Raw genomic sequence first — 14,487 nt, 5'->3', positions numbered from 1 at the left:
ATTACGTGCAAGTAAGCGACCTTCAGAGCGGTGAAACTATCCATGCGGTCGCGCGCACTTAGGAAATAAGGTGGATTTCATGAATTACGGAATGATACCGCAATCGGTCATCGATGAAGTTTTGCGTCGCCATGAAATTTCCGATACGGTCGGCAAATACGTTCATTTGACCAAGAACGGGAAATACTTAAAAGGTCTTTGTCCCTTTCATTCCGAGAAAACGCCGTCGTTCACGGTCACGCCAGAGAAGCAAATCTTTCATTGTTATGGCTGTGGCAAAGGCGGCAATGTCATTAAGTTCGTCATGGACATGGAAGGGGAATCGTTTCCCGAAGCGGTCAAAGCATTAGCCGAAGAAGCCGGCATTCCCATTACGTGGACGACCGCAAGCGCCGAAGAACCTTCCGCGTTCCAGAAGGAAAAGAAAATCCTTCATGAAGCCCACGACTACAGCTCGAAATTGTATCATTATCTCCTTCGCAACACGGATGTCGCCAAGCCGGCGTTAGAGTACCTCCAATCGCGCGGGTTCAATGATGGACTGATCGAGCATTTCGGGATCGGTTACGCACCCGCAAGATGGGACACGCTAACCCAGGCATTGGAACGAAAAGGGTATTCTCCCGCGGAGATGGAAGCGGGCGGATTGTTATCCCGCAGGCAGGAATCGGATGGCTACGTGGATCGTTTCAGAGATCGGATTATCTTTCCTATCCACGATGCGAGCGGACAGATCATCGCCTTCGCGGGAAGACTCCTATCGGACGGTCAACCGAAGTACCTGAATTCTCCCGAAACGCCGCTGTTCAACAAGAGCAGAACGTTATACCGCTTGCATGAAGCGCGCCCGGCTATACGCCGCGCGAGGCAGGTGGTCCTTTTCGAAGGCTACGTGGATGTGATCAAGGCTTGGTACGCCGGAGTCCATAACGGAGTTGCCACAATGGGTACGGCTTTGACCGGAGAACACGCGGCACTGCTTAAGAGGTTCGCGGATGAGGTTATTTTATGTTATGACGGAGATGATGCAGGACAAGCCGCCGCACATAAGAGCATTCCTTTGCTGGAAGAGGCGGGATTCCGCGTTCGGGTTAGCGTGTTGCCGAATCGCATGGATCCGGACGAATACATTTCGTCCCATGGTCAAGAACCATTCGTTCGGGAATTCATCGAGGGAGCGGTATCCGCGGTCAAATTTCAGCTTATATATTTAAGGAAAGCCCATATACTCCTAGAAGAAGATGGAAGGATTAGGTATTTGCGCGATGCGGTTCGAATCGTAGCAAGACGAGATTCTCCAACGGAACGGGAATTGCTGCTGAAGGAGCTTGCCCAAGAGTTCGGCGTATCGTTAGATACGCTGAAGCAGGAAAGCCACGAGTTCAGACAGCAAGAGAAATTGGGAAACGCAGGGGATATTCCAGCCGGATCGTGGAATAATGTATGGAATGAAAAGAGATCTACCTCCAAGAACCCTCCATTGGGAGCCGCGCATGTGAATGCGGAACGCCAGCTGCTTTCGTGGATGATGCAGGACAAAGAGACGGCTCATCTCGTTCAACAAAGGCTTGGCGATCGTTTTCACGTTGAGGATCACGCGGCTTTAGCTGCTTATTTATATGCTTTTTACGCCCAAAACAATGATCCTGATGTCGGGAGGTTCGTTGCGGTTTTGCAGGATGACCGTTTAGAACGAGCCGCCAGTGCCATCGCATTAATAGACATTCCGTTTGGCGAACGGGAATTGGAAGATTGCATCCGAACGATCGGTCATGCTTCGCTTACGCGAGAAATCGAGCGGTTGACCGAAGAAGGCAAACGAGCGGAAAGAGCAGGAGATTCTTCTCGGGCAACACAAGTGGTATTAGAGATTATCGCCCTGGAAAAGCAGCGTAAGCAATTTTGATTGCGCGGGCTTCTCAGGGAGGAGGGAGTCGGTAATGGCAAACGATCAACACACCGGACTGGAAACGGAATCGACGTTGGAACAGGTCAAAGCTCAACTGATAGAACAAGGGAAGAAAAAGTCTACCTTGACCTATAAAGACATCATGGAGAAGCTATCGCCCTTTGATCAGGATCCCGAGCAAATCGACGAGTTTTTCGAACAATTGGCGGATATCGGCATTGAGGTATCCAACGATCATGACGAATTGGGACGCGAGAGACACGGTCATGGATCCGGAGAAGAGGAAGAACGCGACGAATTCAACTTCGACGACGACCTTTCGCTTCCACCGGGAATCAAGATCAACGATCCCGTGCGCATGTACTTGAAGGAGATCGGACGCGTTCCGCTTCTAGGCGCGGATGACGAGGTCGAACTGGCTAAGAAGATCGAGATCGGCGGACCGGACGGAGAAGAAGCGAAAAAAAGGCTGGCGGAAGCCAACCTTCGTCTAGTCGTCAGTATCGCGAAGCGTTACGTCGGACGGGGCATGCTGTTCTTGGATTTGATTCAAGAGGGCAATATGGGCTTGTTGAAAGCGGTCGAGAAATTCGATCACGATAAAGGCTTCAAGTTCAGTACTTATGCGACTTGGTGGATTAGGCAGGCGATCACGCGGGCAATCGCGGACCAAGCTAGAACGATTAGGATTCCGGTTCATATGGTGGAAACGATCAACAAGCTGATTCGCGTGTCGCGTCAATTGCTGCAAGAATTGGGACGAGAGCCTACGCCGGAAGAAATCGCGGAGCAGATGGAACTAAGCGTGGATAAAGTAAGGGAAATTATGAAGATCGCGCAAGAGCCCGTGTCGTTGGAGACGCCGATCGGCGAAGAAGACGATTCCCACTTAGGCGACTTTATCGAGGATCAAGAGGCGTTGGCACCTGCGGATGCCGCGGCTTACGAGCTTCTTAAAGAGCAATTGGAAGATGTCCTGGATACGCTGACCGAACGGGAAGAGAATGTTCTTCGCTTGCGTTTCGGATTGGATGACGGACGTACCCGTACGCTGGAAGAGGTAGGAAAAGTATTCGGCGTTACTCGCGAGCGGATTCGTCAAATCGAAGCCAAGGCGCTTCGCAAGTTGCGTCACCCTAGTCGCAGCAAACGCTTGAAGGATTTCTTGGAGTAAAATAAAGGATTAACAATAATAGTGGTGCGATAGAGACCTTTGCCGTTATGGTTGAAGGTCTTTTTCTTCAAATGGCGCGAGGAGGATCGTCGCATGGCTGGTTTGGATGAAGAGAAGCGCAATCTGGTCGTCAAGGAAATCGAATCTTGGCGTCGCAATAAGTTGTTGCCCGAGCAGTATTGCGACTTCTTGCAAAACATCTATTTGGAAGATCTGAATGAACGCCCGTTAGGGTTTATGGGTAACACCATTAAGAAAATCAGCCAAGCATCAGGGAAACAGTGGCTTCTTGCATTTGGAAGTTTTACCTTGATTTGTTTTGTTGTTCTTTATTTTAGCGTGTTTCCTTTGGCATTGCAAATAGGCTTAACAGCCGTTGTTACGGCGGCATTTACCGTAATGGGAGTAAGAAATAGGGAAGAAAATCCGGTACGCGGGCTGCTAACGATCGGCGTGGGGATGATATTCCTTATAGGGGTCGGGTTCGGTATTTTGCAGTTGAATGGCTGGATGGGCGGTACCGGTCCCTTGTGGTTGCTCGGCTTGTGTGCTGCCGCGTGGATCGGTTGCGGAATCCTTCTCCGCATTGCGATCGTCCATTGGTTCGGATGGATGGCCGTCGTCGTTTTATATGCCTTGTTGTTGGCGAGGCATGTTACGAATCCTTCCTTGCTGGAAGTTCAAATTTTCTGGATACCGGTTGCGTTATTGTTTTGCTGGCTAAGTTGGTTTCTGCATGTTCGTTTTCAATCGGCGGGGGCCGTATTGTTCGCGACTTCCCTTGTTCTATGGTTTATGCCCGAAGTTTACTCGGCATTGTATGCTCTTCATACGGAATGGATCCAGGTAGAGATTATTTTAAAGATCGTAATCGCGGGCGTGGGAATGTTCCGGTTGCGTAAACATTGGATGGAATGGGTTGCTTAATATGAAACAAATAAAGGAAAGCGGAGCAGGGCTGAAGCTGTCCCGCCGTTTGTCGGCGCTAGCGGAGTGGGTTCCTCAAGGGGCTCGCTTCGCGGATATCGGGACGGATCATGCGCTGCTTCCGGTTTTTCTGGCTTTGAATGGAAAAATCAGCTATGCCGTCGCCGGAGATATTCATGCCGGTCCGGTAGAAGCGGCTAAACGTCAGGTGGCCGAGGCCGGTCTTGAACAGACCGTGTCCGTTAGGCTAGGTGACGGAATGGCCGTTCTTCAGCCAGGGGAGGTCGATACGGTAACGATTGCCGGGATGGGCGGAAGCCTAATGGCAAGAATTCTCGACCAAGCTAACGATCGTCTGAACGGCGTGCGCACGTTAATCCTCTCGCCTCATGTCGCGGAAGATGCGGTAAGGCGTTGGCTCGTTCAGCATCGCTTCGTCTTAGATAAAGAGATGCTGCTTGAAGAAGACGGCGTCATTTATACTTTGATGCGGGCATTTCTGACGCCGGATCCAACCGAAGCTGAGAGTCTAAACAGCGCCTTATACGACGAGAAGCTTCTTGCCCCAGCCATCGCGAAGCTGCCGTCCGTGTTGCTTTACGAGATGGGGCCGTTGCTGCTGAGACGGCCGACGGAAGCCTTCCATCGGAAATGGGAAGAAGAGATCGCCAAGCGGGAAAGAGTGATCCTGCAGCTTAGCCATGCGACGGCTCCGGAAGCGGCGGAGAAGGCTAGAGAATGGGAAGAGGACGTAAGAGAAATTCGGGAGGTGCTCGCATGTTTGCCCGCGGAGAAACCATCCTCCAATTGATGGAGCGGTTAGCCCCTAAGCACTACGCCGTACCCGACGACAAAATTGGGTTGCAGGTAGGTACGGCAGCGAGAGAAGTTCGTCGCGTACTCGTTACGTTGGATGTTACTCCGGCGGTCGTGGAGGAAGCCGCTACGATAGGCGCTGAATTGATTATCGCGCATCATGCGGTTATTTTTCGTCCCATGGCGCATTTACGTACGGATACCCCTTCGGGGGCATTGGTAGCGGATTTGCTGCGCAAAGATATCGCGGTATACATCTCCCATACGAATCTGGATACCGCGGAGGGCGGCATCAACGATTGGATGGCGGAAGCGCTTGAGCTTTCCGGCAGAGACGTGCTGGAAGAGGTTCATACCGATAAGCTATATAAGCTTGCGGTGTTCATTCCCGAGTCGCATCACGAGAAGGTGCGTAACGCCATGTTCGCGGCGGGAGCCGGGTGGATAGGCAATTACAGCCATTGCAGCTTCAATATCGAAGGTACAGGTACATTCCTGCCACACGAAGGAAGCGATCCGTTCATCGGAGCGCAGGGCAAGTTGTCGGAAGCCCGCGAGATCAGGGTGGAAACCGTCGTGCCGCTTAGCGCCAAGAAAAAAGTAATATCCGCGATGTTGAAGGTGCACCCTTACGAAGAGGTCGCGTACGATCTTTATAGTATGGATCTCAAGGGACGGTCTTTCGGGCTGGGTAGAGTCGGCGTGCTCCCGGCGGTCGAAACATTAGATCGGTTCGCCGAACGGGTGAAGACGGCATTGCAAGTGCCGTTCGTGCGAATGGTAGGAGACGGTGCCAAGCCTATACGTAAAGTCGCCGTTTTAGGCGGCTCGGGCGCGAAATATATTCGGCATGCGATGTTTGCAGGGGCGGACGTCCTCGTAACGGGCGACATCGATTTTCATTCCGCGCAAGATGCGTTGGCTGCAGGAATGACGCTCATCGATCCAGGACACCATGCGGAGAAAATCATGAAGCCTAACGTCGCAAGCTGGCTCTCGGAGCAGCTTAAGGAAAAAGGGTACGCGACGGAAGTTTTCGCGTCGCAGGTCGATACGGAACCGTTTCGGTTACGCTAATTGAGCGGTTATTAGGGACGAATTAGGCGAAAAGGCGCGATCTTTTCTAGGAATCCATCGATTGCCGTTGTCACGGCGAGGAATTCGCGATATACTAGTCGTTGCAAACCGGAAAGTTTGACAGACAATCGCTGGTGGCTTCGCGCCACGAGAGGAAAGTCCGGGCTCCGCAGGGCAGAATGCTGGATAACGTCCAGTCAACGCGAGTTGAAGGATCAGGGCCACAGAAATGGACCGCCGATGATCTCTAATCGCCCAATTTGTTTTTGGGGTCCCCGCAAAGTAATCGGCATAAGCTTCGAAAGCTTAACGTCACTTTGTGGGGTAGAGAAACAGGCAAGGATGGAACCGTGGTGTAAGAGACCACGAGGAGCACTGGCGACTTTGCTCCTGGTAAACCCCATTTGGAGCAAGACCTAGGAGGACGCAGGCGTTAAGCCAGCCCTAGCCCGGGGTGCGTTCGGGTTGGTCGCTTGAGCCGTATAGCAATGTGCGGCCTAGAAAGATGATTGTCGCTTCAGTTCGTGGGAGGCTTGCTTCGCGCAGGCCGTTATGACCACTTGAAGTACAGAACCCGGCTTACGGCAAGCTTTCCGGCTTAATAAGACAATTGAAGGGCCTTCTCGGAATTTCCGAGAGGCCCTTTTCGTTGTTTATTTGTTCAACCGCTCAAGCTCGCGACGCACTTGCAGCGGATAGAGCTGCAAGGAAGTGCTGGAGCCGCTTGCGGAATTCAACGCCGAGACGACGTCGATCTGTCCGTAGCCGAAGTCTTTGTCCTTACCGCTCTGTCCTAGATCCTTGGCCGTTCTCCGCAGCAACTCCATAACCTCTTTATTCGTCAGTCCCGAATTCGCTGCGCGAACCAAAGAAGCAAGAGCAGCGACATGCGGGGATGCCATCGATGTTCCGGATAACGCCGCGTAACGGCTTCCAGGGTACGTGCTTGGTATGGAAGTGCCGGGAGCGGCTACGTCGATGTAATCGCCGTAATTGGAGTACTCCGCCTTAGATTCGTCGGGATCGGTGGCGGATACGGCAATGACTTCGTCGTAAGCGGCCGGATAGCCCGGGCGTTCGGTATTGTCGTTTCCGCTGGCGGCGACCAGCACAACCCCGTGATCATATGCGTACTTCAGCGCATCGTGCAGAAATTCGGCTTCCGCATAATTGCCCAAGCTCATGTTTATGATTTTCGCTCCATGATCCGTAGCCCATATGATCCCTTCCGCAACGGAATAGGTGGATCCGGCTCCGGAGCTATCCAGCACTTTGACCGGCATGATCTTCGTAAACCAAGTCATGCCAGCCACGCCTTCGCCATTATTGACTTCGGCGGCGATTATACCCGCCACATGGGTTCCATGTCCGACGTCGTCGTTAGGCGGCTTGGAGGGATCCACGATGTTCATTCCGGGAACGAGCCGCCCTTTAAGATCGGGATGATCGGCTTGCACGCCCGTGTCCAACACGGCTACGATAACGTCCGGGCTGCCTTTCGTAACTTTCCATCCCAATTCGGTAGTAATTTCGGGCAAATTCCACTGATATTCCGAATATAGTGTATCGTTGGGGATGATGGACTTACTGTTCGGATCGTTCCCCAGTTCATTCGTTAAATAGAGATAGTGCGGCTCAATGAATTCCGGTTTGTATTTGTCGACGAAATACTTTTTCAGTTCCATCGTTTTATGTTTCTTGGACCGGAATACATAAGTTTTACCGGTATGGCGCACGACGGAAAGATCGAGCTCCCTGCGGAGTTGGAGCAATTGTTTCTCCGTCAGCGGTTTCCGGAATTTAACTACGATCTCGTCTACCGCATAATGGCTGGCGTTACCGTTATCCTCTCCAGTCCGAACCGTCGTTTCCTTGTTGTTGCCGGGAGTGACGGATTCGATCCGGTATCTTCCTTCGGGAGGGTAGGGGATCAGCCGTAAATTGCGGCGCTGATGTCGTTCGACGGCTTGTATCACTTCCGTGGAAACGATAGCTAACACATTTTGTTTAGCGGCGACTTCGGACGAATGCCGGGCCAGCACGAAATAACTTTTCCCTCCGTGTTTAAACGTAGGGGAAGAGTAATTGCTGCCTTGTTTGACAGCCGTTCGGGCTTTGGTCAAATGCGTAGCGACTGCGGTAGCGAGTTCAGGCTTCAGCGATCCGGCTTTTTGCCGACCATTCCCGTTTCCCCACTCTACGTATAAGATTTCGGGGTGGGTACGCAGCAGATCCTTGATCGGACGATGCGCGTCCTTCGATTTCAAGAAATTTTGGATGTCACGTTCGATCTGCGCGCGGGATAGACGTTCGGTCGCTTCCATGTCCCGAAGCACGGTTTGTTGTTTGTACGAAGCCTCGTTCGAGGCCGATGGATGGCTAGGTACGCGACTTGGCACCGGAGAAGGCATTGGAAAAGCGGAAGGGGTCCGGTGGTTGGTACCCCTCATAGTCGGATACAACGGAATAGCGAATGCGATAACGGCAGCGGTAAAGAGCAAACCAAGCAGCGTGCGACGGCGCAAGCGGACCACTCCTTTTTATCCCGGTTCGAGCCGGGAGCACGGATTCCTGTCTTATAGAATGAAGGAAAATACACAAAAATATACGGATCAATTTACCCTTGCCAGTACCGTTTCTCCTGGAATTATGTTACGATGAACTTGGTTTCGCGAGAATAACGAGGAAGCCTATTTAGCTTGATACCTATCGATAACCCCGTTAAGGGAATTGTTTTGCATTGGAAAGGGGAACCATTCATGCCAGCCACTAATATCAAAGCGCTTGCCGAATCCAGTCGAGATAAATTGAAGGCAGCGATCGATCCGATTGAGCAGTTCTTAAACCACAATGCGCTCGAACAGCTTGTTCAGGCGGACAATCCGGATGGTCCTGGATTTTATACCGGGTTATTGTCGGATTTACGTCATTTGCTCGTATTTTCCGAAGTGGCTTACGAGAAGCTCGGAGCGGTATTAAGACGTCCGAATTTCGATAACGAGCTTGCGGAACGCGCGCTATACGAGGTGTATCATAACGGAGTGAATTCCTTTTTCTATCCGAAAAACGAATGTTATTCCGAAGATGGACGTTACGCGTACACCGGTCAAGACGCGATTCGTTTCCGGATGAAGCCGGTGCGTGCCGCGCGCGACGTCATCTTGAACATTTCCCGCGTTTACGAGGAGCTTCGCGATGACTTGTCTTATTATGAAAGCGACTATCTGACTCATCGCCGGATGCAAAACCAAACCAAATAACAATTATGCCTGTAACCTCCACCCCTCTGTCCGTATACCCGACTCCACAGGGTACACAATAGGACAGGGGGGTGATTTTAATGCCGAATGGCGTCGCATGCAGCGTAAGCAATTGTTCGTATTGGGGTCAAGGAAACCGTTGCGGAGCTAAAGAAATCACGATTGAAGTGGACTCTCACGCCAACCACCGTTGGCACGAAGAGTTTTCCGACGAATTTTTCACGCACGAAGACACGGCACCGACTTCTTCCGTTACTTGTTGTCTGACATTTAAGCCGAATACCGAAAAATAGTTCTAAGGAACCGGATATCGGGTTTTGTCGGGACTAGTCGGACTCGGGTAGTTGTTGTACAATGGAAATACTTACAATTTGACTACCGGGAGCTAACCGACGTGAATGTAACGACGGATCCGCGCATTTTGAAGCAAATGCTTCTCACGCAATGGATGACCGAAATGAATCCTTTAAGCAGCAAAGCCGCGGATGGAACGGCCAGCGAAACCTCCGGCATGTTCGAGATGCTGCTGAGCCAATTATCGGCTACCGATTCCGCATGGGAAACGACGAATTATTCCTTATCGCAATTGAACAATATATCCTCTCTAGCCATGCCGATCTCTTCCTTGGGAGGGGAATTGACCGCCGATTACAGTTCGTCCTCGGCCTACGACGATTTGATTTCCGCGGCTGGCGCTAAGTACGGCGTCGACCCAGCATTGATTAAGGGCGTCGTTCAATCGGAGTCGTCCTTTAATCCGAATGCCGTTTCTTCGGCGGGAGCCAAGGGGCTCATGCAATTGATGGACGACACGGCCCGCGGACTCGGAGTGGGCAACTCTTTCGATCCTGCTCAGAATATCGATGGGGGCACTCGATTCCTGTCTTATCTGCTTCGCAAATACGACGGCAACGTATCGACGGCGTTAGCCGCGTATAATGCCGGACCTGGGCGCGTAGACCGACTGGGAATCGAGAACGATCAGGATGTCGCGTTGAATCTTCATAAGCTGCCTTCGGAAACGCAGAATTATATTCGTAAAGTTCTGAATGCTTCCAACCAATGGAGCGTCTAGGTTCAACAGCCTGCTCATACAAGCTGCTATTGCATTTAATGGGGATCAAGACGGGAAGGCCAATGGCCCTCCCGTTATTGGTCCTTTTATTATGAAATATCCCGTAGACGACAGAATGGGGAAAATTATGAAAACCTATTATTATGATCATTGCGCTTCGACGCCGATGTTGCCGACCGTTATACAGACGATGACCGAACTCATGAGACTGCATTATGCCAACCCTGGCGCATTGCACCGTTCCGGCGCCGAAGCGATGAAGCTGGTTGACCGGGCTCGAGCTAGCGTTGCCGATAGGATGAGCGCAAGTCCGGGCGAAGTCGTATTTACGTCCGGCGGGACGGAAAGCAATAACTTGGCGATTAAAGGCTCCGTGAATAAGGTGGCCAGAACGACGAGGCATATCATTACTTCCGCGATCGAACATGCTTCCGTATACGAATGTTTCCGCCAACTGGAAACGACGGGTATCCAGACGACGATATTACCTGTCGATTCGTCAGGCAGAGTGAATCCCGATGACGTAGCGAAAGCGATTCAAAAAGATACCGTTCTCGTCAGTATTATGCAGGTCAATAATGAGACGGGCGTTATTCAACCTATTCGCGAGATCGGTCAAGCGGTGGCCGAAGCCCCGCATGTCCGGTTACACGTGGACGGCGTTCAAGCGATCGGAAAAGTTCCTTTTTCGTGGAAGGATTGGGGGGTGCATCTCTACTCGGGTTCCGCGCATAAATTCGGAGGACCGAAGGGGATGGGATTTCTACTCGCCAAGCAGGGAGTGGAATTGGCCCCTTTGCTGAGCGGCGGAGATCAAGAGCAAGGCGTCCGTTCTGGGACGCAGAACGTTCCGGCAATCGTGGCGATGTCGCAAGCTCTTAGGCTAGCGATGGAAGGACAAGAAACAAGGCGCGATCGGATGTATGCCATGAGAAGGCAATTGCTTAATATCGTTGCCGATATTCCGGAATTGGTCCTTAACGGAGTTCAAGCGGAAGATGACATCGAATCGGTTGCGGCTCCGCATGTCGTCAACTTGTCGTATCCGGGAATGCGGCCGGAAGTGATGATTCACATGCTGGAGAAGCACGGCATACTCGTGTCGACGCAATCGGCTTGTTCCTCCAAAAGCTTACGACCGAGTAGAGTTTTGCTGGCGATGGGACATGACGCAGACCGCGCATCGGGAAGCATACGAATCAGTTTCGGTGATGAACACGAAATGGAAGATATCGACTTATTAGGCGAAAGGCTCAAGATGGTCGTTGCCAATTTGAAGCCGTTGGAGAGGAATTCGAAATGAAATACGATCTCGTATTAGTCAGATTCGGGGAAATTACGATCAAAGGCCGCAATCGCAACCGGTTCGAGGCGATGCTGCTCACCCAGATCAAGCAGGCGCTAATAGCGATGCCGGCTTTGGAATACGTTAGAGGTTACGCGCGAGCGTACATCCATCTCAACGGCGAGAGCTATGAGCAAGTAGCCGCGCGGTTAAAGGATATTTTCGGAATATTCACCTTCAGTCCGGTAATCAGCTCGACGCAAGAGCTGGAAACGATTCGCGAGCGTTCGCTCGAATTGATGAGAAGCTTGAATCCGGCTCCGAAGACGTTTAAAGTATCCGTGAAGCGGGGCTGGAAGCAATACCCTCACGATTCCGTCGAGATGAACCATCTGGTCGGCGCCCATGTGCTGCGCAATACTCCCGATCTTAAAGTCGACGTTAGATCGCCGGAAGCGGAGCTGAAGATCGATATTCAGCATGAGAATACTTATATTTACTGCGAAGTCGTGAAAGGCGCGGGAGGATTTCCTCTCGGAATGAACGGCAAAGCGATGCTGTTGCTGTCCGGGGGAATAGACAGTCCGGTTGCCGGTTGGATGGCGATGAGGAAAGGGTTGAAGGTGGAGGCGGTTCACTTCCATAGCTACCCTTTCACAAGCGAAGAAGCGAAGGAGAAGGTTATTACTCTTGCCAAGCGACTGGCTTACTATAGCGGTAAAATCAAGTTGCATCTCGTGCCGTTCACGGAGCTGCAGACGAAATTAGCGCAATCCGGGCACGACAGCCTAATCATCACGTTAATGAGACGAAGCATGCTGAAAATTACGGAGAAGCTGGCCCAGCAGAGCGGTGCCTTGGCGATCGTCACCGGGGACAGTCTCGGGCAAGTCGCCAGCCAGACGCTCGGCAGCATGAACGTAATCGGTCGCTCCGCCTCGTTGCCGATGCTGCGACCGCTTGTCATGATGGATAAGCAGGATATTATCGGATACGCGGAAAGAATCGGCACGTTCCAGACTTCGATATTGCCGTTTGAAGATTGTTGTACGTTGTTCGTGCCTAAATCTCCGGCTACGAATCCGGATCTTAAGCTTGTTGAACGAATTGAAGCCCATCTGGGAGATGAATTCGAACGTTTAATCGAAGAAGCCGTGCAAGGTACCGAAGTGCTCGTGCTGCGCGAGGACGGCGGCTTAGAGGTTGACGGAGAGCGCAAAGAAGAAGACGCTTGGTTCTAAACGGGTTCTTAACCGGATCTAACAAAGGAAAAGCCGTAAAACGCAATTAATGCGTTTCACGGCTTTTTTTCGTTGCCAGCGTCGGTACGGGCTTTTTTTCATGGGCTCTTCGCGATTTGATCGCGTTCGTCCATACTCCCGCGACGACGACAAGAACGACCATCGTGGCGATGAAAATCCAGGTGAATACAAGGTTGCTCTCGAAGAAATGTTTGAATTCTCCTTCGTGCGTGATCATTTTGGCGGCCGTGTAAGCTAGTACCCCGGATCCCAAATAAATTATCCACTGATATTTCTCGATGACCTTGATGAACAACGTGCTTCCCCATACCACGATCGGGATGCTGATCAAGAGCCCTAAGATGACGAGAAAATAATCTCCGTGCGCCGCTCCGGCTACCGCGATGACGTTATCGAGCCCCATGGCTGCGTCGGCAATGATGATCGTTTGGATGGCGCTCCAGAGCGTTGTGCCGGCTTTGATGTCGCCGTGTTCGTTTTCTTGTATGAGAAGTTTGTAGGCAATCCACAGAAGCAGCACGCCTCCGATAGCGAGCAAGAACGGAATCTTGAGCAAGGATACGACGAGCATTGTAGCTACGATGCGTATGATTACCGCGCCGGCAGTTCCCCAGATGACTGCTTTCTTTTGCGTTTCCTTAGGCAGGCTTCTGGCTGCGAGACCGATTACGATTGCGTTATCGCCGGCTAGTAAGAGATCGATGAACACGATCGTTAGCAAGATCGTCCAGAAGTCCAAGCTTAGCAGATCCCATCCAAATAGTTCCACGATTAGTCCCTCCCCGCATATTCAGAGAGTAATACGTCTTCCTTAATAAATAGATTCAAAAAAGTGGAAAAAATGTAGCTTCATATCTGAGTCGGCTTGTACATAAAATTTGGTAGTGGGGGTGTCCGAATGGGATTGGAAACTTTATTCGTGTTTATGGAAATCGTGATGATCAATTTGCTCTTAAGCGGCGATAACGCGATCGTGATCGCGATGGCGGGACGCAGATTGCCGGCGCACCAGCGGAGACGAGCGGTCTGGTGGGGAGCCGTCGCGGCGATCGGATTGCGCGTCCTATTGACCTTGGGAGCAATCACGTTATTGCATGTGCCGTTCCTCCAGACCGCTGGCGCGGTACTGCTATTTGTTATCGCGCTGCAGCTACTGCTCGACAGCAAGGAAAAGACAGAGCACACGCCGGCGGCTACTACGCTTGCCGGGGCGGTATGGACGATCGTCGTCGCCGACTTCGTCATGAGCCTGGACAATGTTCTTGCGGTAGCGGCGATTGCGAACGGCGACACCGCTTTGTTAATCATCGGGATCGTCATGAGTATCCCGATTATTATTTGGGGAAGCTCCTTCATCATGAGGGTACTCGATCGGTTGCCCGGATTGCTCTACTTAGGCGGGGGACTTCTTGCTTATACCGCGGCCGAAATGATTTTGAGCGATCCCGGCATCAAGAGGTTCAGTCATCTGCTCCGCCCCGAAGCGGAAAAGATTTTTCCTTTTCTGGCGGTGTCCGTCATCTTGGTCGCCGCCTTGTGGATGCGCCGAAGAAGCAAGATTCCAATAGATTAGAATTCTTTAGGGAAATATTTGCTTTCATGAACTAGTTTTTTTCCCGCACTTCAATTAAACTAAAGAAAAAGATGTCACGTTCCGTAACTAAAAGTCGCGGCGTGCAGAGAATGGAATGAAGTGGGGGAA

13 protein-coding genes and 1 other RNA gene are annotated in these 14,487 nt (G+C 51.6%); 12 read left to right on the top strand and 2 right to left on the bottom strand.

The window, feature by feature from the left end:
- The first annotated feature begins 79 nt into the window (after positions 1-79).
- The 6 genes from dnaG (at position 80) to rnpB (ending at position 6,500) form a co-directional block, all read left to right on the top strand.
- Positions 80-1,906, top strand: a complete 1,827-nt coding sequence (gene dnaG, locus HH215_RS10900) for a DNA primase (RefSeq protein ID WP_169279923.1) — start codon at positions 80-82, stop codon at positions 1,904-1,906.
- A 34-nt stretch (positions 1,907-1,940) separates the two neighbouring features.
- The gene (rpoD, locus tag HH215_RS10895; protein ID WP_169279922.1) at positions 1,941-3,083 is read left to right on the top strand and encodes an RNA polymerase sigma factor RpoD; all 1,143 of its coding nucleotides are present in this window, start codon (positions 1,941-1,943) and stop codon (positions 3,081-3,083) included.
- A gap of 93 nt (positions 3,084-3,176) precedes the next feature.
- On the top strand, positions 3,177-4,010 hold the full coding sequence (locus HH215_RS10890) for a hypothetical protein (protein WP_169279921.1): 834 nt from the start codon (positions 3,177-3,179) through the stop codon (positions 4,008-4,010).
- A 1-nt stretch (position 4,011) separates the two neighbouring features.
- Complete coding sequence (locus HH215_RS10885; protein ID WP_169279920.1) at positions 4,012-4,821, top strand: tRNA (adenine(22)-N(1))-methyltransferase; 810 nt, start codon at positions 4,012-4,014, stop codon at positions 4,819-4,821.
- Positions 4,788-5,903: a Nif3-like dinuclear metal center hexameric protein gene (locus HH215_RS10880; protein ID WP_169279919.1), complete on the top strand. Its 1,116-nt coding sequence runs from the start codon at positions 4,788-4,790 to the stop codon at positions 5,901-5,903. Before HH215_RS10885 ends, HH215_RS10880 begins: the two co-directional genes overlap by 34 nt.
- A 112-nt stretch (positions 5,904-6,015) precedes the next feature.
- An RNA gene (rnpB, locus tag HH215_RS10875) (RNase P RNA component class A) lies at positions 6,016-6,500 on the top strand.
- Between the two features lie 56 nt (positions 6,501-6,556).
- Here rnpB and HH215_RS10870 read toward each other — a convergent pair.
- Positions 6,557-8,428, bottom strand: a complete 1,872-nt coding sequence (locus HH215_RS10870; protein ID WP_445662479.1) for a S8 family peptidase — start codon at positions 8,426-8,428, stop codon at positions 6,557-6,559.
- A 234-nt stretch (positions 8,429-8,662) separates the two neighbouring features.
- Here HH215_RS10870 and HH215_RS10865 point away from each other — a divergent pair, with 234 nt between their 5' ends.
- The 5 genes from HH215_RS10865 (at position 8,663) to thiI (ending at position 12,764) form a co-directional block, all read left to right on the top strand.
- Positions 8,663-9,163, top strand: coding sequence for a YpuI family protein (locus HH215_RS10865; protein ID WP_169279918.1), 501 nt, complete (start codon positions 8,663-8,665; stop codon positions 9,161-9,163).
- A gap of 80 nt (positions 9,164-9,243) precedes the next feature.
- Positions 9,244-9,456 (top strand): DUF1540 domain-containing protein, encoded by a 213-nt coding sequence (locus HH215_RS10860; RefSeq protein WP_169279917.1) that lies wholly within the window; start codon positions 9,244-9,246, stop codon positions 9,454-9,456.
- A gap of 101 nt (positions 9,457-9,557) precedes the next feature.
- The gene (locus HH215_RS10855; protein ID WP_254450441.1) at positions 9,558-10,238 is read left to right on the top strand and encodes a lytic transglycosylase domain-containing protein; all 681 of its coding nucleotides are present in this window, start codon (positions 9,558-9,560) and stop codon (positions 10,236-10,238) included.
- 127 nt (positions 10,239-10,365) lie between these two features.
- Positions 10,366-11,541 carry a cysteine desulfurase family protein gene (locus HH215_RS10850; RefSeq protein ID WP_169279916.1) on the top strand — a complete coding sequence of 392 codons (1,176 nt, stop codon included), beginning with the start codon at positions 10,366-10,368 and terminating at the stop codon, positions 11,539-11,541.
- Positions 11,538-12,764: a tRNA uracil 4-sulfurtransferase ThiI gene (gene thiI, locus HH215_RS10845; RefSeq protein ID WP_169279915.1), complete on the top strand. Its 1,227-nt coding sequence runs from the start codon at positions 11,538-11,540 to the stop codon at positions 12,762-12,764. The genes HH215_RS10850 and thiI overlap by 4 nt, the downstream gene beginning before the upstream one ends.
- A 46-nt stretch (positions 12,765-12,810) precedes the next feature.
- Here the strand turns inward: thiI and HH215_RS10840 are convergent, their stop codons facing one another.
- Positions 12,811-13,554: a TerC family protein gene (locus tag HH215_RS10840; protein ID WP_254450440.1), complete on the bottom strand. Its 744-nt coding sequence runs from the start codon at positions 13,552-13,554 to the stop codon at positions 12,811-12,813.
- 129 nt (positions 13,555-13,683) lie between these two features.
- On the opposite strand from HH215_RS10840, the gene HH215_RS10835 reads away from it, so the two are divergent.
- Positions 13,684-14,358: a TerC family protein gene (locus tag HH215_RS10835; protein WP_169279914.1), complete on the top strand. Its 675-nt coding sequence runs from the start codon at positions 13,684-13,686 to the stop codon at positions 14,356-14,358.
- Positions 14,359-14,487 lie beyond the last annotated feature (129 nt).

The sequence above is a fragment of the Cohnella herbarum genome, assembly GCF_012849095.1.
GTDB lineage: Bacteria > Bacillota > Bacilli > Paenibacillales > Paenibacillaceae > Cohnella > Cohnella herbarum.
This window is presented reverse-complemented; position numbering and strand designations above follow the sequence as displayed.